Source organism: Pseudarthrobacter equi (assembly GCF_900105535.1).
Taxonomy (GTDB): Bacteria; Actinomycetota; Actinomycetes; order Actinomycetales; family Micrococcaceae; genus Arthrobacter; species Arthrobacter equi.
Genome location: NZ_LT629779.1, coordinates 3,866,119 through 3,885,918, shown reverse-complemented (window position 1 = coordinate 3,885,918; position 19,800 = coordinate 3,866,119). Strand labels below are relative to the sequence as shown.

Genomic DNA, 19,800 nt, shown 5'->3' with positions numbered 1-19,800 from the left:
TCCGCACACTGGGCATATCCCGACTTTATGCCTGCGGGCGCCCGCCTGCCAGAGCAGGAACCACCGTATTAACGCGCTGCCGCCGGAGCCAGCTGGTAGGCATAAATGAGCGGCGCATCAACGCTTGAAGTGCTGATTTCGAGCCGGCCCGCTTCGGGGAGCGCAACCTTGGACGTCTCTTTGCTGCCGTTGCAGGCAGCCCCCGCCTCGGTGATCGCGGCACCGTTCAGCGAGACCGCGAAGAAGGCCTTTCCGCCGCCGTCGCAGGTGGCCGTCAGCGTGTAATTGCCCGCGGGGACGTCGGCCGCCTCCTGCACGATGCGGTCGCGGTTGAGGATCTTGCCGGCGTCGTCAAGCACCGAGTCCGGGGCCGTGGGGAGCGCCGTGGTGCGCCACTGCGGAACGTCGGCGTTTTCCACCGAAACAACTGATGAGCAGCCAGCCAGGGCCAGGGCAGCCAGCGCGGCAGCAGCGGCGGCGAGGGCCTTCAGCTTCGGCCCGCCGGACCGTTCCGGAGGGTGGGCGGGGGACCGCACGCGGGCACGCGCCAGGAAGGGAAGGCTGGAAGGCATGCCTCAACGCTACCTGCTGTCCGGTCCCGGACTAAACTTGTCCGGTGCCTGAAACCCCTTTTGAGTTCACTGCCGGCAACACTCCCGACGCTCCCCGCAGCGACCTGCCCCACCTGCTGCGGGCGCTTGCCGCGGACCTGCGGCGGCTGGACTACAAGCTCGACGGCGTCGCGGGCCTCCTGGGCCCGTCAGCGTCCGCCGCGCTGAACCGGGACCAGATCATCCCTGCGATGCTGGCCGTGGACCGCGCCGTCCGGGAGGACGCCGCCGCGGCGCCGCTGGCCGCCGTCGTGCGCCTCTGGCTCCTGGCAGAACCGCAGGACAGGGCAACGCTCGACGCCGCCCTGCCGGGGATCCGCGCGGAAGGCCTGGAAGAGCTGGGGCTGCTGCAGCCCGTACCCGGCACCGGCCGGCTGTCCGCCAAGGCGGACCTGCGGCCCTACGGCTGGGAGAAGAATGAAGACGGCAGCGGCGGCGCCGAACTGTGGGTGGCCAGCGACCTCGCCGCGCACCAGCAGTCCGGTGTCCTGCGGCATGACCACGTCCTGGGCATCGGGCAGGCTTCCACCACCCTGGTGCAGACCACCGTCCGCCGGCATACCGCCCGCGCCCTGGACCTGGGAACCGGCTGCGGAATACAGTCCTTCCACCTGCTGCACCACTGCGAGCACGTCACGGCCACCGACATTTCAGCACGTGCCCTGGCGTTCACCCGCTTCAACATCCTGCTCAACGCCGAGGCCCTCTCGGTCGACCCCGGCCGGCTGGCCGACCGCGTGAGCCTGCGGCTCGGTTCACTCCTGGAGCCAGTGGCGGGCGACGAATTCGGCCTGGTGGTGTCCAACCCGCCGTTCGTCATCACCCCGCGCAGTGCCGGCGAGGACGCCGCGGACCAGTTCACCTACCGCGACGGCGGCCTGCCGGGCGACGAAATCGTCGCTTCCCTCGTGGCGGACCTGCCCACGGTGCTGGCGCCCGGCGGCACGGCCCAGATGCTGGGCAACTGGGAAGTGGCAGCCGGTACCGAATGGCACGAACGGCCGCAGTCATGGGTCCGGCCCGGCACCGACGCCTGGTTCATCCAGCGCGAGCAGGTCAGCCCCGAACAGTACGCGGAGACCTGGTTGCAGGACGCTTCCGAGGGCAGGGACCGCGACCACTACCGCTACGCCTATGGGGCGTACCTTGCCGACTTCGCCTCCCGGAACGTCGAAGGCATCGGCTTCGGCATGGTGTGGCTCCGGCGCCCGGCGGAAGAAGCGCAGCCCGTGCTTCGCCGCTTCGAGGAAATCAGCTACCCCATCGAGCAGCCTGTCAGCCCCCACCTGGGCGCCGCCGTCGAACGCAGCGACTGGCTGGCGGCGCACTCTGTGGCGGACACGTACCTGCTGGTGGCCGGCGATGTCACGGAGGAGCGCCACCAGCGGCCCGGTGCCGAGCACCCGGGCGTGATCCTGCTGCGGCAGGGTGCCGGGCTGCGGCGTACCAACCTCCTCAGCACCGAACTTGCCGGGTTCGTGTCAGCGTGCGACGGCGACCTGACCGCCGGCCAGATTGCCGGCGCCCTTGAGGCGCTGCTGGGCAGCGGGGACGACGGATCCGGAGAGGACTCCTTCCGCGGAAGGCTGCTGGCCGACGTCGAAAATCTGGTCCGCGACGGCTTCCTCCTGCCAGCCGAAAACTGACCTTCCACCAGTGGTCTCCGCACCCCTTTTGGTACCCCCCGTTTTCCACATGAATGCGCAGGATTGTCCAAAATATGGTGAACTAGGCCAATATGGGCTCATCTGCCCCAGCAACCTTTTTCTGTAGGAGCACCGTGCCAAGCAAGGCCAAAACCGGCAAGAAACTCGTGATTGTGGAGTCTCCAGCCAAGAGCAAGACCATCGCCAAGTACCTCGGCGAGGGCTTCATTGTTGAGGCCTCCATCGGTCATATCCGCGACCTGCCGCAGCCGTCGGAGCTCCCCGCCGAACTCAAGAAAACCTCGGTAGGCAAGTTCGCCGTCGACATCGACCACGACTTCAAGCCCTACTACGTGGTGTCGCCGGACAAGAAGAAAAAGGTGACTGAGCTCAAGGCTGCGCTCAAGGACGCCGACGAACTTTATCTCGCAACCGATGGGGACCGCGAGGGCGAAGCCATCGCGTGGCACCTGCTGGAAGTGCTCAAGCCCAAGGTCCCCGTGTACCGGATGACCTTCGGTGAAATCACCAAGGAAGCCATCCAGCGCGCCATGGGCAACCTGCGCGACGTGGACCAGGACCTGGTGGACGCCCAGGAAACCCGCCGCATCCTGGACCGCCTCTACGGCTACGAAATTTCCCCGGTGCTGTGGCGCAAGGTGGCCCGCGGCCTCTCCGCCGGCCGGGTGCAGTCCGTGGTCACCCGCATGGTGGTGGACCGCGAACGCGAACGCATGGCCTTCAAGTCCGCGTCCTACTGGGACCTGACCGGACAGTTCGGCGCGGATTCCGGCTCCTTCAAAGCGAAGCTGGCCTCCGTGGACGGCGCCAAGGTTGCCTCCGGCCGCGATTTCAACGACGACGGCGTCCTCACGTCCAAGAACGTGGCGCACCTTAACGAGGAGCTGGCCGCATCCCTGGCCGCCGGGCTGCAGGACGCCCCCTTCACGGTCCGCTCCGTTGAAACGAAGCCGTACACCCGCCGGCCCGCCGCGCCGTTCACCACCTCCACGCTGCAGCAGGAGGCCGGCCGCAAGCTGCGCTTCTCCTCCAAGAGCACCATGCAGATCGCCCAGCGGCTGTATGAAAACGGCTACATCACCTATATGCGTACCGACTCCTCGGCGCTGAGCGACGAAGCCTTGACGGCAGCCCGCCGCCAGGCCTCCGAGCTTTACGGTCCCGAATACATTCCCGGTTCCCCCCGCGTCTACACCAACAAGGCAGCCAACGCACAGGAAGCCCACGAGGCCGTCCGCCCCGCCGGTGACTCCTTCCGTACCCCCGCCCAGGTTGCCTCCCAGCTCCGCGGCGACGAGTTCCGCCTCTACGAGCTGATCTGGAAGCGCACCGTCGCCTCGCAGATGGCGGACGCCAAGGGTTCGACGGCGACCATCCGCCTGGGTGCCGTGGCTGTCAGCGGCGACGCTGCCGGCCGCGATGCCGAGTTCAGCGCCTCCGGCACCGTCATCACGTTCCCCGGCTTCCTGGCCGCCTACGAGGAAGGCAAGGACGAAAGCCGCGGCGACGACGACTCCGACGAAGCCCGCCGCCTGCCGAACGTGGCCAAGGGCGACACGCTGAAGGCCTCGGACATCGTGGCAGTGGGCCACGAAACCTCGCCGCCCCCGCGTTACACCGAAGCGTCCCTGACGGCGGAGCTGGAAAAGAAGGGCATCGGCCGCCCTTCCACCTACGCCTCTACCATCTCCACCATCCAGGACCGCGGCTACGTCCGGAAGCAGGGCTCCGCGCTGGTGCCCAGCTGGATCGCGTTCTCCGTGATCCGCCTGCTCGAGCAGCACTTCTCGGATTACGTGGACTATGAGTTCACGGCGGACATGGAAGGCGACCTGGACAAGATCGCCAACGGCCAGGCCGCCGGAACCTCGTGGCTGCGGCACTTCTACTTCGGTGAAGACTCGGACCCCGGCCTGCTGAGCATCGTGAACAACCTCGGTGAGATCGACGCACGCGAGATCAACTCCATCCCCATCACGGACGAAATAACGCTGCGGGTGGGCAAGTTCGGACCCTACCTGGAAAGCTCTGCGGCCACGGTTGATCCCAAAACCGGCGAGATCGTCGAGTCCCCGCGTGCCAACGTCCCGGAGGACCTGGCCCCGGACGAGCTCACCGCCGCCAAGGCCGTGGAACTGATGGAGACGGCGGCGCCGGAGGAACGCGTTTTGGGCGCTGATCCGCACACCGGGCACACCGTCGTCGCCAAGAATGGCCGTTACGGCGCCTACGTCACCGAGGTCATTCCCGAGATGACCGAGGAACAGATCGCTGCCCAGCCGGTGGAGTACTACAAGAACGGCAAGCCCAAGCCGCCCAAGAAGCCGGTCAAGGCCAAGCCGCGCACCGGGTCGCTGTTCAAGTCGATGACGGTTGAGTCCGTCACCCTGGACGAGGCGCTGCAGCTCATGAGCCTGCCCCGGGCACTGGGGGAGGACTCCGAAGGAAACCTCATCACCGTCCAGAACGGACGGTTCGGCCCGTACCTGAAGAAGGGAACGGACTCCCGCTCCATCGGGACCGAAGAGGAAATCTTCACCATCACGCTCGAACAGGCGCTGGAGATCTACTCGCAGCCCAAGCAGCGCGGTGCCCGTGCCGCGGTGCCGCCGCTGGCCGAGTTCGGTCCGGACCCGGTGTCGGAAAAGAACATCGTGGTGAAGGAAGGGCGGTTCGGCCCGTACATCACCGATGGCATCACCAACATCACGGTTCCGCGGGCCACCTCGCTGGAGGAGCTCACCCGCGAACAGGCGGTGGAGCTGCTCGCCGAGAAACGCGCCAAGGGCCCGGTCAAGCGGACCGCCACCCGCAAGGCGCCGGCCAAGAAGAAGGCAACGGCCAAGAAGTAGCAGCGGGGCCGGCGCGTTTGCGCCGGCCACCGTATCGTGATCGGCTAGGGGAATGACTGAACAGACCGGAATCGCCGATCCCACGCCGCTCAACGACCTCGAGGAGAAGCTCGCCACGGGCAACGATCCCGACGCGAACCCAGTGGACGTCATCCTGTCGTTCCTCAACAGCGAGGTCTACATCATCAGCTCCGACGGCATCGAGGGCGAGGACTCACAGGTGGAGCCCCTGGTCCTGGGCAATTCCGAGGGCGCCCCCGTCCTGGCCGTCTTCTCGCACCCCACCCGGGTGGACCAGCAGTACCTGGATGCAGCGCCCAACGTGCTGGGAACCCAGGGCGCGGCCATCATCGCCAACATCGGCGAGGAACTGGGCCTGGTGATCAACCCCGGCGCAGCCTACGGATTTGAGATCAACCCGGAAGGCGTGGCGAACATCAAACGCGACTTCAAGCGCGCTGACGAGCAATAATGTCACCATGCGGCTAGGCGTCCTCGATATCGGGTCAAACACTGTCCACCTCCTCCTGGTGGATGCCCACCCCGGGGCGCGGCCGTTGCCGTTCGCCTCGCACAAACGGCCGCTGTCCCTGGTGCAGTATCTGGAACCGGACGGCAGCATCAGCGACGAGGGCCAGCACGAGCTCACCGAGTTTGTCCTGGAAGCCTGGGAGTTCGCCGCCCGCCATAAGGCCGAGGACCTCCTGGCCTTCTGTACCTCGGCCATCCGCGAGGCCACCAACGGCCCCGAGGTCCTGGCGCGCGTCAAGCACGAAACCACTGTGACGCTCCAGGAACTGACCGGCAGCGAAGAGGCCTCCATGACGTTCTTTGCCGTCAGGCGCTGGCACGGCTGGGGCGCCGGCCCCATCCTGAACCTGGACATCGGCGGCGGCTCGTTCGAAATGGCCTTCGGCCAGGACGAGCTCCCCGAAGTCGCAACCTCGGTACCGCTGGGCGCCAGCAGGCTCACCCGGGACTGGCTGGCTGAGGACCCGCCCTCGGCCAGGAGCGTCAAGGAACTGCGGCGGTACATCCGGTCAACGCTGAAGCCTGCGGTCCGCGAGTTCGATGGCCTGGGCAGGGCCAACCTGGTGGCCGGAACGTCCAAGACCTTCCGCTCACTGGCCCGCATCGCCGGTGCAGCGCCCAGCGCAGCCGGCCCCTACGTCAAACGGGAACTGAACGCCACGGACCTCGGCGTCTGGGCGCAGCGCATTTCCGCCATGAAGGCCGAGGACCGGCTGCACCTGCCCGGCGTCTCCGAGGCTCGGGCCCACCAGCTCCTGGCCGGTGCGCTGGTGGCGGAGGCCGCCCTGGAGCTGTTCAAGTTCAAGAAGCTCCGGATCTGCCCGTGGGCCCTGCGTGAGGGCCTCATCCTGCGCCGGCTGGACCAGCTGGTGTTCGCCGGGCCACTGGAGCCTGCGCCCCACATTGCGGCGCCGCCGGCCGTGCAGCCCACTTTCTAAAGGACCACTTAAAAGCGGAAGCACCGGCAGTGGCAACAGGAAAATGGGGGAAAACCTGTTGCCACCGCCGGTGCCCTGGCAGGCATCCCCATGCCTGCCGCATCACTCGCACCCTCAATGAGGTAATAACTACATTAGGACCGCAAGTTGTGCGCTCCCTGCACTGAACATGGGAGTTGCCTGTGAATGGGGGCAGCCTGCAATGATGGAGCCATGAGCAACCGAATCGCATTCCTTGGCTGTGGGTCCATGAACGAAGCCATCCTCGGCGGCCTGGTGGAAGCCGGCACCAACCCGGCAGACATCGTGGCAACAGTCCGCCGGGCCGAGCGTGCCGCTGAACTGGCCGAGCGGTACCACGGCATCACCGCGATCGCCGGCGAGGAGGAACCGGACAACAACCGGCAGGCCGCGAAAGGGTCCGCCGTCGCGATCCTTGGCGTCAAGCCGGTGGGCATTGCGGACCTTGCCCGGGAGATCAGCCCCGCGCTCACCCCGGACACGATCGTAGTCAGCGTTGCCGCAGCCGTCTCCATCGCCCAGCTTGAAGCCGCCCTCCCGGCGGGGCAGCCCGTTATCCGGACCATGCCCAACACCCCGGCGAAACTGGGCCGCGGCGTCATCTCCGTCTCGCCCGGCACCAACTGCACACCCGGCCAGCTCCAGCAGGTGAAGGACCTCTTCCAAGGTGCGGGGACCGTCGTCGAAGTGCCCGAGGAACAGGTGGACGCGCTCTCGGCCATCAGCGGCTCCGGCCCCGCCTACGCCTTCTACCTGGCTGAGGCCATGGCCTCGGCAGGGGAAGAGCTGGGCCTGGACCGCGATCTCGCAGTGCTGCTGGCACGGGAGACCGTGGCGGGCGCCGGCTTTATGCTGGCAGAGCCCGGCGCGGATCCGTCGGCGCTCCGCAAGTCAGTAACCAGCCCCAACGGCACCACCGAACGCGCCATTGCCACCTTCGATGAACAGGGCATTCCGTCCATCATCGCGGCCGGCGCGCGGGCAGCAGCGGACCGGGCAGCGGAAATCACCAAGCAGCTCGGCTAAGGGCGGGCCGCGAACCGCTCCAGCAGGTCCACGTGGCCTGAGACGATCAGCATGTCGCGGGAGGAAACCTTGGTCTCCGGGCGGGCGTAGGTGAAGTCCTCGCCCGGGGACTTCACACCGACGATTGTCACGCCGTACTTCGAGCGGACCTTCGATTCATCCAGCGTGAAGCCTACCGTTTCGCGTGGCGGGTACATCTTGACGATGGCGAAGTCGTCATCGAATTCAATGAAGTCCAGCATGCGGCCGGACACCAGGTGCGCCGCCCGGACGCCGGCGTCCGCTTCCGGATAAATCACGTGGTTGGCGCCAATCCGGGTCAGGATCTTGCCGTGGGACGGCGTAATGGCCTTCACCCACAGGTGCTCGATGCCAAGGTCCACCAGGTTCACCGTGATCAGCACCGAGGACTCGATTGAGGTGCCCACGCCCACCACTGCCGAGCTGAATTCCTGCGCACCGAGCTGGCGCAGGGCGTCGATGTTGGTGGCGTCCGCCTCCACCACATGGGTCAGCAGCGGAGCCCACTTCTGCACCAGGCTCCGGTCCCGCTCGATCGCCAGGACCTCGCGGCCCTGCTTGACCAGTTGCTCGGCCGTGGACGAGCCGAAGCGGCCCAGCCCGATAACCAGCACCGGCGCGTTGTGGGCGGGGCGCCGGGAAGCTTCTGACGAACTAGCCAATGATGGGCCTCTCTTCGGGGTAGTGGTACAGCTGGCTGCGCTGGCGCAGGGCCAGGGCAGCGGCGAGGGTCACGGTGCCCACGCGGCCTGCGAACATGAGCGCGGTGAGGACGTAGACACCTTCGGGCGCCACCTCGGCGCTGAGCCCGGTGCTCAGGCCAACGGTGGCGAAGGCCGAAATCGTCTCAAACAGTACCCGGTCCAGGGACGCGCCGCTGATCTGCAGAAGCAGGAAGGCGGAGACGGAAACCAGTGTGGCACCGGCAACGATCACGGAAATGGCCACCCGCATGGTGCCCTGCGGAATGGTCCGGCCGTACACCTTCACGTCCGCGTCGCCGCGCGCCTCGGCAATGATGGCCAGGAACATGACGGCAATGGTGGTCACCTTGATGCCGCCCGCCGTCGATGCCGAGCCGCCGCCGGCGAACATCAGTGCGTCCGTGAGCAGCTTGGTGGTTGATTCCATGTGGTTCTGGTCCACCAGGTTGAAGCCGCCGGATCGGGTCATGACGGAGGCAAAGAGGGAATGGGTCAGTTTGTCACCGAGCCCCATGGGCCCGATGGTGCGGGCGTTGTCCCACTCCATCAGCGCCCAGAGGAACGCTCCGGCGGCCAGGAGGATGAAGGAGACCTGGATGGTGAGCTTGGTGTGCAGGTTCCATTTCTTCCAGTTCAGCCCGTTCTGCTGCAGGACCATCACCACCGGAAAGCCGAGGCTGCCCAGGAAGACTCCCACCATGAGGGGAATCAGGATCCACAAGTCTGTCTCGTAGGGCACGATGCCGTCCGAGTGCGGCGTGAAGCCGGCGTTGTTGAACGCTGAAATGGCGTAGAAGATGCCGTGCCAGACGGACTGCCAGAAGCCCTCGCCGAGGGTGAGGAAGCGGGGGATCAGGGTCAGGGCCAGAATGCCTTCGATGACCACCGACGTGGTGATGACGATCCGGAGCAGGGTGCCGACCTCGCCCAGGCGCCCTGCGTTGTTCATGGACTCGGCGGCGATAATCTTGCCGCGCACGCCGAGCCGCTTGCTGACCATGAGCGCCAGGAGCGAGGCCAGGGTGAGGGTGCCCAAACCACCGATGAAGATGCCCACCAGGATCACCAGCTGTCCGAAGAAGGACCAGTGGACCGCAGTGGACACCACCGTCAGCCCGGTGACACAGACCGCCGAAACGGCCGTGAACAGGGCTTGGTGCAGCGGCGTGGCTGTGCCGGAGGCAGAGGACACCGGAAGGGACAGCAGGAAGGTGAACACCAGGCACACCCCGGCGAATGCGCTGAGGGCGAGCCGGGCGGGGGAGGTGTTGGCGATGTCGTCGATGAAGTCGCGCAACCGGGTAAAGATCCAGAGGCCCTCCCGCTCCTGCGCTGGGGGGTGCCAGCTGGCCGGGGTCCGGGGCCTCGACTGGCTTTGCGTCATGTGTGGCTTTTCCTCGGTCGAATCTGCTTCCCCCAGTAGTAAACCACTAAAGGCCGCGTCATGGCCGGGCCGGCAGGGTGCTGTGCTCAGGTAGCCTGTGATTGATGACATACCTGCCCGGCCTCCGCCAGCCCGCGCCGCCAACGATGGTGGCATGGGGCGCTGACATGACGGCGTACAACTTTGGCCACGGGCACCCCATGGCGCCCGCGCGGATGGAGCTCACAGCGCGCCTGGCGGAAAGCCTGGGCCTGTTCCACCTGGACCATGTGGCGGTGGAAGCGCCGGGCGTGGCAACGGACAGTGAACTCGAAGCAGTCCACTCGGCGGACTACGTGGCAGCGGTGCGGAAGGTCAGCGCCGATCCGTCCACCCCCGATGAATCGAGGGGCCTGGGCACCGAGGACGACCCCGCGTTTGCCGGCATGCATGAGGCCGCCGCCCGGCTGGCCGGCGGCTCGCTGCTGGCGGCCTCCCGGATCCTGGACGGCTCGGCCGTGCACGCCGTCAACTTCGGTGGAGGCATGCACCACGCCGCCCGGGAAAGGGCCAGCGGCTTCTGCATCTACAACGACGCCGCACTGGCCGTGCAGAAGCTGCTCGACGGCGGCGTCCGCAAGGTGGCGTACATCGACGTCGATGCCCACCACGGCGATGGAACGGAAAGCATCTTCTGGAACGATCCCCGGGTGCTGACACTCTCGCTGCACGAATCGGGAATGACCCTCTTCCCCGGTACAGGCTTCGCCAACGAGATCGGCGGCCCGGAGGCCGAGGGGACGGCAGTAAACGTGGCCCTGCCCTCGGGAACCGGGGATGCCGGCTGGCTGCGGGCGTTTTATGCGGTGGTTCCCCAGGTGGTGGCCGCCTTTGCACCGGAGGTGATTGTGAGCCAGCACGGCTGCGATTCGCACCGGACGGATCCGCTGACCCACCTCAACCTCAGCGTGGACGGCCAGCGTGAGGCCGCGTCCGCCGTCGCTAACCTCGCTGCGCAATTCTGTGGCGGACGGTGGATCGCCACCGGCGGCGGCGGATACAACGTGGTGGACGTGGTGCCCCGCGCCTGGAGCCACCTCGTGGCCATCGCGGCGGGCCGTCCGGTGCCCCTCCGCACCCCGGTGCCGCAGGACTGGCGCGACTATGTCGAAGCCAAATACGGTGCCACCGCGCCGGAGCTGATGGGCGACGACGTCGAGTTGTGGTGGCGCTCCTGGGAGGTCGGGTTCGACCCCAACGACGCCGTGGACCGCACGGTGATGGCCACCCGCAAGGCCGTTTTTCCGCTGCATGGACTGGACCCCTGGTTCGACTGACGTGGCCTCCGTCCCATTCCCTCCAGACCCCGAAATAGTTGATGCCTTTCGGCGTATATGTCGTTAGGGTGGGAGTCATGGTGACAGACGACGTATTTGCCGTCATTGCGGAATCAACCCGGCGGGACATCCTGGTTTCGCTGTGCAACGGGGACAAAGCCGTGGGCGAACTGGTGGAGGAACTGGCAGCAAGCCAGCCCACCATTTCCAAGCACCTGAAAGTCCTCCGCGAGGCGCAGCTGGTGAGCATGCGCGCGCAGGGCCAAAAACGCTACTACGCGCTGAACCGGAAGCCCCTTGAGGGCGTGGCCAGCTGGCTGGGGATGTTCGACGTCGGCGCTCCCGCCACGGTGCCTGAAGCCGCCGCCGCGACCGAAGCTACAGCCAGCACGATGCCCGCCGGATCCGCCGCACAGAAGCCGGCCGCGGCCACTGCTGCCCCGGAACCTGCCGCCGCTCAATCTGCCCCGGCTAAATCTGCTCCGGCCGAATCCGCCGACGCCGAAACCGCCGACGCCGAATCCGCTGCCACCGAACGAGCCAGCGTCGGCGAGCGGATGCCCGAAGCGGTCCCCGCCGGCGCTGTGTCCGCTGACGTCCTGGTGCGGGACGGCGCAGAATTGAGTCCCGCCGTCGTCATTCCGGGCGGCACTTCGGCGCCGCTCAGCGATGACAGCGTTCCGCAGCAGATCGGCAGGTCGGTGGGGCGTGCCGCCACCCGGGCCGCCGACCTGCTGGCCAACCTCCCCAACCTGCCGAAGTTCGGGCGCAAGAAGTAGGGCCTACCTCCCCAGCAGCCGGACGTGCTCCGGCGTCAGGTCGGCGATCCGGCTCACGCCGAGCAGCGCCATGGTGCGGGCCATGTCCTTTTCCAGGATCTGCAGGGTGCGGTCCACGCCAGTGCGGCCGCCAGCCATCAGACCGTAGAGGTAGGCCCGGCCGATCAGCGTGAAGTCGGCGCCCAGTGCCAGCGCCGCCACAATGTCCGCGCCGCTCATGATTCCCGTGTCCAGCATGATGGCCGCGTCAGTGTTGTCCGCGGTGAAGGCCTGCCGGACTTCTGGGAGCAGGTGGAAGGGGATGGGTGCCCGGTCCAGTTGCCGGCCGCCGTGGTTGGACAGGACCACTCCGTCGGCGCCGTGGTCCACCACGCGGCGGGCGTCCTCCACCGTCTGGATGCCCTTGACCACCAACTTGCCCTTCCAGGTTTCCCTGAGCCAGTCGAGGTCCTCGAACGTGAGCGTGGGGTCGAACATGGAGTTGATGAGGTCTGCCACGGTGCCGGTGTAGCGGGAGAGTGAGGCGAAGGTCAGCGGCTCGTGCGTGAGGAAGTTGAACCACCAGGCGGGCCGGTACGAGGCATCCAGGACGGTCTTGAGGGTCAGCGCCGGCGGGATGGTCATGCCGTTGCGGACGTCCCGCAGGCGGGCGCCGGCCACGGCGGTGTCCACGGTGACCATGAGGGTGTCATTGCCGGCCTTCGCAGCGCGTTCGATGAGTTCCAGCGACCGGTCCCGGTCCGTCCACAGGTAGAGCTGGAACCAGTTGCGGCCGTTCGGCGCTGCAGCGGCCACGTCCTCGATGGAGGCCGTGCCCATGGTGGACAGCGTGTAGGGGATGCCCGCAGCCTCGGCCGCCTGGGAACCGGCGTACTCACCCTCGGACTGCATCATCCGCGTGAAGCCGGTGGGCGCGATGCCCACCGGGAGGCGGGAGGGCTTGCCCAGGATGTCCGTGCTGAGGTCGATGGCGGACACGTTCCGGAGGATGCCCGGCCGGAATTCGATGTCCAGGAAAGCCTGGCGCGCGCGGCGGAGGGTGATTTCCCCTTCGGCTGCGCCGTCGGTGTAGTCGAAGGGCGCCTGCGGGGTGCGGCGCTTGGCGATGTCCCGGAGTTCCCAGATGGTGCTGGCCCGCTTGAGCCGGGCGTCCCTGCTGAAGTCCGGCTTCTTGAACTGCATGAGCGGTGCCAGGTCCGAGTACTTGGGGACACGGCGGCGCAGCGCCGCAGGCAGGGCAGCGGCGGCGGAACCGGCAGGGGCGGACGACGGCGGAGCCCCGGCAGGTGCCTGGGCTGCGGGAATGTCCGTGGCCTCCGGGCCGGGGGTGGCGTCCGGATTGTTGGGTTGGATGGTGTGGGTCATGTCGTCCTCCTGTGGTCTAACCACACTCTAGACTCTGTGGTCCAACCACATCAAGTACTATTCATCCATGCGCACCCACCAGTTGGTCCTGCACTGGATCGAGAACGAACTCTCAGCCGGCAGGCTGGCCGTGGGCGGCAGGCTGCCGGCCGAGCGCAGCCTCGCCGAGCTGCTGAAGGTCTCGCGGACGTCGGTGCGTGAAGCCATCCGGGTCCTGGAAGCCATGGGGGTGGTGCGGGCCGGCGTGGGATCGGGGCCGGAGGCAGGCACGGTGGTGATTTCGGACCCCGCCGCGGCCCTCGGCTCCGCGCTGCGGCTGCATGTGGCAACCCGGCACCTGCCGGTGGCGGACATCGTGGAGACCCGCGTGCTGCTGGAGTCCTGGGCAGCTGCCAAAGCGCTCCCGGACGCGCCGGTGCTGGATGAGGCTGCGGCGCTGCTGGAGGCCATGGCGGCGGAAAGCCTCCCCGCCAACGACTTCCTGGCCCTCGACGTGCGGTTCCATCTGGCGCTTGCCGATGCCGCGGGAAATGCGGTGGTCAGCGCCATGATGGGTTCGCTGCGGGAATCGATCCAGGGTTACGCGGCTGATCTCACCGCCAACCTGCCGGACTGGGAAGCCACGTCATGCCGGCTGCGCACGGAGCACCGGGACATCCTTGCCGCCATCAGGGCGGGCGACGGCGGGACCGCGGCACTGCTGGTTGCTGCCCACATCGAGGGTTTCTACCAGGAAGCCGGGCTGGCCCCGGGCCGCTGACCCCGCTCAGCCGTGGACAGCAGTCCGCGCTGCCCTGGCGGGGCCGCTGCTGGAACGCACCTCAAGCCGCGGCTGGTACCTGCTGCCCGGGGCGTCGTTCTCCTCTTTGCGGATGAGGGCCCGGAGCTGGCGCCAGGCTTGCTCGCCCAGCTCGGTGATGGGCACCGCCGCGGTGGTGAGGGCCGGCGTCGTGTACTTGGCAAAAGGAATGTCATCGAAGCCGGTGACGGACATGTCGCCCGGGACGTTGATCCCGCGTTCATGCAGGCCGCTCATGAGCCCCATGGCCACGAGGTCGTTGAAGGCCAGGATGCCTGTGGCGCCTGATTCCAGGACCGCGTCCACGGCCTCGTGGCCGGTATCGAAGTCCGAGCCGCCTTCAAGCATGGTGACATCCACGTGGGGGTGGGCCGTCTTGAACGTTTCCAGGCCCTGCAGGCGCATGCCGTTGGAGGCACTCCGCGGCGGCCCTGCCAGGAACGCCAGCCTGGTGTGGCCCAGCTCCACCAGGTGTTCGGCGAGGTCCTGGACGCCCTGCCCGTAGTCCACCACCAGGCTGGGCACGCCAGTGGTGGCGGTGGTGCGGTTGATCAGCACGAGCGGGTGCAGGGACGGCGCGATTTCTTCCAGCTCGGCATCCGTCATGCGGGGTGCGCACAGGACGAGGCCGTCGCAGCGGCGGCGTGCCTCACCGGCGAGGATGGCCTCCTCACTGGAGACCTCGAAGGAGTCGGCGATCAAAACGCGGTAGCCATCCTGGGCGGCGGCGCGGCTCAGCCCGCGCAGGATCGCCTGAAAGGTGGGGTTGGCCAGGTCCGGCACCACAATCCCGATGGTGTCCGTCTTGCCCAGCGCCAGGCTGCGCCCGACGGGGTTGGGCTGGTACTTCAACTCGGCCGCCGCCGCGCGGACGCGGGAGGCGATCTCCGGGTCCACCGTGTAGTTGCCGTTCATGACGCGGGAAACCGTGGCGTGCGAGACGCCCGCCTTCACGGCGACATCTGCGATGCCGATTCGGCCGGTTGCCGATTTCCTGACCATAGGGAACCTTTCCTAGCGCCACGGACTTCGGGTCCCCGGCCGGATTGCCAGCGCTGCAGCAGCTTCCGGCCGCCTGATGGCGGTGTGTTGAGAGACAGCATATAACGCGATGGGAAAGCGATTTCTATTGTTTTCCCGTGTTTTCCCACGCTTTTCCCGCTTTTCCGTGAACCCATGGACGCGCCGGGGATAGAAAACGCTTTCTCCCAGTGCCCATAATGGTTGACGGAAGCAGGTTGCTGTTGATACAAATCATATAGCGAACTGAGAAAACGCTTTCTCAACGGTGCTGCAGTGCGCCGGCGCCACCTCCCCGGATCACCTAGCAGGCCGGGCACCAGTCTTTGAAAGGGACCCCATGGTCAACACAGCCGAATCGAGTCCAGCAGTGGCCACCGGAGCCCACCCCGGAAACGGCGGCAAGGCCCGCTTCGCCCTGATCGGTACCGGCGGACGCTCCGAGATGTACATCCGCGCCATCTTCGGCAAGCACGCCGACACCGCGGAACTCGTGGCCTTCTCCGACGTCAACCCCGGCCGGGTGGAGTTCTACCAGAAGCTGATCCAGGAACTCGGCGCCCCGGGGCCCATCGCCTCGTTCGACCCCAAGGACCTGACGGCGTTCGTCCAGGCCAACAACATTGACCGCGTCGTGGTCACCACGCCGGACTACACGCACGCCGACTTCATTGTCGAGGGGCTGCGCGCCGGCGCCGACGTCGTCGTCGAAAAGCCGCTCACCATCGACGCCGAAGGCTGCCGCCGCATCACCCAGGCCGTGCAGGAGACCGGGCGCAACGTGGTGGTCACCTTCAATTACCGCTACTCGCCGCGCAACAGCGCCCTCAAGGAAATCATCCAGAGCGGCGTGATCGGCAAGGTCACCTCCATTGACTTCAGCTGGGTCCTGGACACCGTCCACGGCGCCGACTACTTCCGCCGCTGGCACCGGGAAAAGAAGAACTCGGGCGGCCTGCTCATCCACAAGGCCTCCCACCACTTCGACCTGGTCAACTGGTGGATCGACGACGTCCCCGAGCGCGTCTTCGCGTCCGGCGGCCTGAAGTTCTACGGTGACACCAACGCGGCTGAACGGGGACTCGGCGCCCGTCCCGAACGCGGCACCCCGGCTGCGGACACCCCTGCCGGCGAACGGGATCCGTTCGCCCTCGACCTGCGTGAAGATGAGCGGCTCAAGGCCCTCTTCCTGGACAACGAGCACTACGACGGCTACCGCCGTGACCAGGACGTCTTCACCGGCGGCATCACCATCGAGGACAACCTGGCACTGGTGGTGGAGTACCAGGGCGGTCCCCGCCTGAGCTACTCCCTGAACGCCCACAGCCCCTGGGAGGGCTACCGCGTGGCGGTCAACGGCACCGAAGGCCGGGCCGAACTCGAGGTGGTGGAACGCGCCGCCGTCCTGCACAGCACGGACAAGAAGACCGTTGTTGATCCCAGCGCCACACCTGTCGAGGAAGAGGACGCCGTCCGCCGCAACGGTGAGCGCCTGGTGGTCCAGCGCCACTGGGAGCCTGCCTACGAGGTGCCCATCGTCAACGGCGAAGGCGGCCACGGCGGCGGCGACGCCCTCCTGCTCTCCGACCTCTTCAACGGCCCCGGCGAGGACCCGCTGGGCCGGCCCTCCGGCTACCTGGACGGCCTCCGCTCGGTTTCCGTCGGCATCGCCGGCAACCGTTCGCTCGAATCATCCCTGCCCGTGCGCATCGAGGACCTGGACCTCGGCGTCGACCTCCGGCGCGCCCCCTGATGCCCGCACCCACGATCACCGGACCCTAAGGAACAACCATGAGCAGGATCTTTGTCACCGGCGGCTCCGGCCGGCTGGGACGCAGTGTGGTGGCGGGGCTCGCCGAAGCCGGCCACCACGTCATCTCGGTGGACCGCGACGCCCTGCCGGCCGAGCTGCTGCCGGCTGGCGTAGAACAGGCAACCGCTGACCTGCTGGCACCGGGGGAGGCTCTTCGCCTCCTCCGGGACGCCAGGCCCGACGCCGTCATCCACCTCGCCGCGATCGCCGTGCCTTTCAGCGCACCCGAGGACGTCATTTTTGCCACGAACACGCGGCTCGCCTTCGCCGTCGTCAGCGCGGCGACGGAGCTGGGCGTGCCGAAGATCATCACCGCCAGCAGCCCCACGGTGCTCGGCTACGGGTCGCCCGCGGGCTGGCTCCCGCCGTCGTTCCCGCTGGATGAGCGCACGCCTGCCAAGCCGTGGAACGCCTATGCCCTGTCCAAACTCATCGCGGAGCAGACAGTCCAGATGTTCGCCGCAGCCCAAGGGGACAGGATCCGTTACGCGGCGTTCCGCCCGTGCTTCGTGATTTCCCCTGAGGAATGGGAAGGCGCTCCCACCCAGCAGGGCCACACCCTTGCCGAGCGGCTTGCCGATCCCGCACTGTCCGCGCCGGCCCTGTTCAACTACGTGGACGCACGTGATGTGGCGGAGTTCCTGGACCTGCTGCTGGACAGGATGGAGTCCATCCCGAACGGCGAGACCTTCTTCGTGGGCGCAGCCGATGCCCTGGCCACCGCGCCCCTGGCAGAACTCATGCCCCGGTTCCTGCCCGGCAGCGACGCCATCAGCGGCGGCCTCACCGGCACCAGCCCCGCCTTCTCCATCGCCAAGGCGCAGGAACTGCTGGGCTGGCAGCCCAAGCGCAGCTGGCGCACTGAACTCAAGTCCCACCAAACCCTCAACGACGAGACCTCCGCGCTGGTGACCGCCGGCAGCGGAACCAAGGAGACATCATGAAATTCGACGGCGTACTCTTCTTCCCCGTCACACCGTTCACGGCCGAAGGCGCCGTTGACGTGGACCTGCTCAAGGAGCACATAGCTTCACGGCTCCCGTTCGGCCCCGGGGGCGTCTTCCCCGCCTGCGGCACCGGCGAATTCCACGCCCTCAGCATCGAGGAGGTCCGCACCGTGGTGACGGCCGCCGTCGAGGTCGTGGCAGGCAAGGTTCCCGTGGTTGCCGGTGCCGGCGGGCCGCTGGGCCACGCCCTCGCCGCCGCCAGGGCAGCCGAGGAAGCAGGGGCCGACGCCCTCCTGGTCCTGCCGCCCTACCTCGTCACCGGCCCCACCGACGGCCTGGTGGCCTACATTGAAGCCGTTGCCGACGCGAGCAGCCTGCCGGTGATCGTCTACCACCGTGGCAACGCCAAGTTCACGGCCGCCTCCATGGTGCGCCTGGCCGCCAACCCCAAGGTGGTCGGCTTCAAGGACGGACTGGGCGATGTGGGCCTGGCGCAGGAGATCGTCTCCGCCGTCAGGGCCACCGGACGCGAGGACTTCGCCTTCTTCAACGGCCTGCTCACCGCCGAGCTCACACAGGGCGCCTACCGCGGCCTGGGCATTCCGCTCTACTCCTCGGCGGCGTTCGCCATGGCACCGGAGATCGCCAAGGCCTATTACGCCGCCTACGTCTCCGATGACGAGGACCGGCGCAATGCACTGCTCGAAGGCTTCTACGCTCCCTTGGTCCGCCTGCGCGACCAGACCCCGGGCTTCGGCGTCTCGCTGATCAAGGCGGGCCTGCGCCTGGGCGGCCTCCCCGTGGGCCCGGTCCGTCCGCCGCTGGTGGATCCCACCGAGGAACAGCTGGTGGAGCTCAAGGCCATCCTGGCCAGGGGCTACGAGCTGGCCGGCTGATGAGTGCCCCCGCAGCCGTTGCCGTCCGCACCATTCCACGGATCACCGGGCTGACCACCCGGCTCCTGACCGTCCCGCTCCGCCGGCACTGGGGTGCGGAGGCGCCGGAGAACCACGTGATCGCCACGGAGATCCACACGGACGACGGCGGCGCGGGGCTCGGTTTTTCCTGGACCCCCACCATTGGCCCGCAGGCGGTCAAGGCGCTGCTGGACTACGACATCGCACCGTTCGTCACCGGCCTTCCGGCCAACCCGGAAACGGTGTGGGACGCGGTGTGGAAGCGGCTGCATGAGGCCGGTGGCGGGGGACTGACCACCATTGCGATGGCCGGACTCGACCTTGCCCTGTGGGACCTGCAGGCGCGCAACGCCGGCACCTCGGTAACCGGCCTGATCGGCCAGCGGCAGGAGTCCGCCGAGGTCTACGGATCAGGGGTGAACCTGCACTACACCCTGGACGAACTGGTGGCCCAGACCGAACGCTGGGTGGCCGCTGGCCACCAGGCGGTGAAGATCAAGGTGGGCAAGCCGGACCTCCGCGAAGATGCTGAACGCGTGGCCGCCGTCCGTTCCGTCCTGGGACCGGACCGCCGGCTCATGATCGACGCCAACCAGCGGTGGGACCTGCCCACCACCTTCCGGGCACTGGAGGTGCTCTCCGAATACGGGCTGGACTGGCTGGAGGAACCCCTCCGCGCGGACGACCTCTGGGCCTACCGCCGGCTGCGGAAGCACTCACCAGTGCCCATCGCCCTCGGCGAAAACCTGCACACCATCTACCGGTTCCGCGATTTCATTGAGGCGGAGGCGGTGGACATCATCCAGCCCAACATCATCCGGGTTGGCGGAATCACCCCGTTCCGGCGGATCGTGGAGCTGGCACGGACCAACAGCATCAAGGTGATGCCGCACCTGCTGCCGGAGCTGTCCGGGCAGCTGGCGCTGACCCTGGCGGAGCCCACGCTGGTGGAGGACGTTGAAGAGGCGTCCTTCGAACAGCTGGGCATCCTGGACGGGCCGTCGCCGGTCCGGTTCAGCAACAGCAGGGTGACCTTGGCGGACCGGCCCGGACTGGGCTTCCGTTTCCGGGATGTTGTGTGAGCACACG

The 19,800-nt window shown here is 67.4% G+C and carries 17 protein-coding genes; 12 read left to right on the top strand and 5 right to left on the bottom strand.

Features of this window, described 5'->3' with window-relative positions; translation table 11 throughout:
• Positions 1 to 68: 68 nt before the first annotated feature.
• Positions 69 to 572 (bottom strand): hypothetical protein, encoded by a 504-nt coding sequence (locus BLT71_RS17685; protein WP_091722926.1) that lies wholly within the window; start codon positions 570 to 572, stop codon positions 69 to 71.
• A 44-nt stretch (positions 573 to 616) separates the two neighbouring features.
• Between BLT71_RS17685 and BLT71_RS17680 the strand changes: the two genes are divergently transcribed.
• The 5 genes from BLT71_RS17680 (at position 617) to proC (ending at position 7,646) form a co-directional block, all read left to right on the top strand.
• A complete protein-coding gene (locus BLT71_RS17680; RefSeq protein WP_091722925.1) occupies positions 617 to 2,257 on the top strand; it encodes a DUF7059 domain-containing protein in 1,641 nt (546 codons plus the stop codon).
• A 134-nt stretch (positions 2,258 to 2,391) separates the two neighbouring features.
• Entirely contained in the window at positions 2,392 to 5,130 is a 2,739-nt protein-coding gene (gene topA / locus BLT71_RS17675) for a type I DNA topoisomerase (protein ID WP_091722922.1), read from the top strand.
• A gap of 52 nt (positions 5,131 to 5,182) precedes the next feature.
• Positions 5,183 to 5,602 carry an SseB family protein gene (locus BLT71_RS17670; protein WP_091722920.1) on the top strand — a complete coding sequence of 140 codons (420 nt, stop codon included), beginning with the start codon at positions 5,183 to 5,185 and terminating at the stop codon, positions 5,600 to 5,602.
• A gap of 7 nt (positions 5,603 to 5,609) precedes the next feature.
• On the top strand, positions 5,610 to 6,599 hold the full coding sequence (locus BLT71_RS17665; RefSeq protein WP_091722918.1) for a Ppx/GppA phosphatase family protein: 990 nt from the start codon (positions 5,610 to 5,612) through the stop codon (positions 6,597 to 6,599).
• A gap of 213 nt (positions 6,600 to 6,812) precedes the next feature.
• Positions 6,813 to 7,646, top strand: coding sequence for a pyrroline-5-carboxylate reductase (proC, locus tag BLT71_RS17660; protein WP_091722916.1), 834 nt, complete (start codon positions 6,813 to 6,815; stop codon positions 7,644 to 7,646).
• On the opposite strand, the gene BLT71_RS17655 is transcribed toward proC, so the two are convergent.
• Together BLT71_RS17655 and BLT71_RS17650 are read right to left on the bottom strand one after the other, a co-directional pair.
• Positions 7,643 to 8,281, bottom strand: coding sequence for a potassium channel family protein (locus BLT71_RS17655; RefSeq protein ID WP_171059109.1), 639 nt, complete (start codon positions 8,279 to 8,281; stop codon positions 7,643 to 7,645). The two genes, proC and BLT71_RS17655, sit on opposite strands and share 4 nt — an antisense overlap.
• 40 nt (positions 8,282 to 8,321) lie before the next feature.
• Positions 8,322 to 9,755, bottom strand: a complete 1,434-nt coding sequence (locus BLT71_RS17650) for a TrkH family potassium uptake protein (RefSeq protein ID WP_091722913.1) — start codon at positions 9,753 to 9,755, stop codon at positions 8,322 to 8,324.
• Between the two features lie 104 nt (positions 9,756 to 9,859).
• Here BLT71_RS17650 and BLT71_RS17645 point away from each other — a divergent pair, with 104 nt between their 5' ends.
• Positions 9,860 to 11,071 carry an acetoin utilization protein AcuC gene (locus BLT71_RS17645; protein WP_091722911.1) on the top strand — a complete coding sequence of 404 codons (1,212 nt, stop codon included), beginning with the start codon at positions 9,860 to 9,862 and terminating at the stop codon, positions 11,069 to 11,071.
• Between the two features lie 77 nt (positions 11,072 to 11,148).
• Positions 11,149 to 11,850 (top strand): ArsR/SmtB family transcription factor, encoded by a 702-nt coding sequence (locus BLT71_RS17640; protein WP_091722908.1) that lies wholly within the window; start codon positions 11,149 to 11,151, stop codon positions 11,848 to 11,850.
• 3 nt (positions 11,851 to 11,853) lie between these two features.
• Here BLT71_RS17640 and BLT71_RS17635 read toward each other — a convergent pair whose 3' ends face one another.
• Positions 11,854 to 13,215 (bottom strand): alpha-hydroxy acid oxidase, encoded by a 1,362-nt coding sequence (locus BLT71_RS17635; protein ID WP_091722906.1) that lies wholly within the window; start codon positions 13,213 to 13,215, stop codon positions 11,854 to 11,856.
• 67 nt (positions 13,216 to 13,282) lie between these two features.
• Between BLT71_RS17635 and BLT71_RS17630 the strand changes: the two genes are divergently transcribed.
• Positions 13,283 to 13,975 (top strand): FadR/GntR family transcriptional regulator, encoded by a 693-nt coding sequence (locus BLT71_RS17630; protein ID WP_091722903.1) that lies wholly within the window; start codon positions 13,283 to 13,285, stop codon positions 13,973 to 13,975.
• A 6-nt stretch (positions 13,976 to 13,981) separates the two neighbouring features.
• Here the strand turns inward: BLT71_RS17630 and BLT71_RS17625 are convergent, their stop codons facing one another.
• A complete protein-coding gene (locus BLT71_RS17625; protein ID WP_091722901.1) occupies positions 13,982 to 15,016 on the bottom strand; it encodes a LacI family DNA-binding transcriptional regulator in 1,035 nt (344 codons plus the stop codon).
• A gap of 358 nt (positions 15,017 to 15,374) precedes the next feature.
• Here BLT71_RS17625 and BLT71_RS17620 point away from each other — a divergent pair, with 358 nt between their 5' ends.
• From BLT71_RS17620 to BLT71_RS17605, 4 genes are read left to right on the top strand one after another with little or no spacing between them, the layout of a single operon-like run.
• The gene (locus BLT71_RS17620) at positions 15,375 to 16,787 is read left to right on the top strand and encodes a Gfo/Idh/MocA family protein (RefSeq protein WP_091722898.1); all 1,413 of its coding nucleotides are present in this window, start codon (positions 15,375 to 15,377) and stop codon (positions 16,785 to 16,787) included.
• Positions 16,788 to 16,825: 38 nt separating this feature from the next.
• Positions 16,826 to 17,791, top strand: coding sequence for an NAD-dependent epimerase/dehydratase family protein (locus BLT71_RS17615; protein ID WP_091722895.1), 966 nt, complete (start codon positions 16,826 to 16,828; stop codon positions 17,789 to 17,791).
• On the top strand, positions 17,788 to 18,690 hold the full coding sequence (locus tag BLT71_RS17610; protein WP_091722892.1) for a 5-dehydro-4-deoxyglucarate dehydratase: 903 nt from the start codon (positions 17,788 to 17,790) through the stop codon (positions 18,688 to 18,690). The genes BLT71_RS17615 and BLT71_RS17610 overlap by 4 nt, the downstream gene beginning before the upstream one ends.
• A complete protein-coding gene (locus BLT71_RS17605) occupies positions 18,690 to 19,793 on the top strand; it encodes a mandelate racemase/muconate lactonizing enzyme family protein (RefSeq protein ID WP_091722890.1) in 1,104 nt (367 codons plus the stop codon). Before BLT71_RS17610 ends, BLT71_RS17605 begins: the two co-directional genes overlap by 1 nt.
• The last annotated feature ends 7 nt before the right edge of the window (positions 19,794 to 19,800 follow it).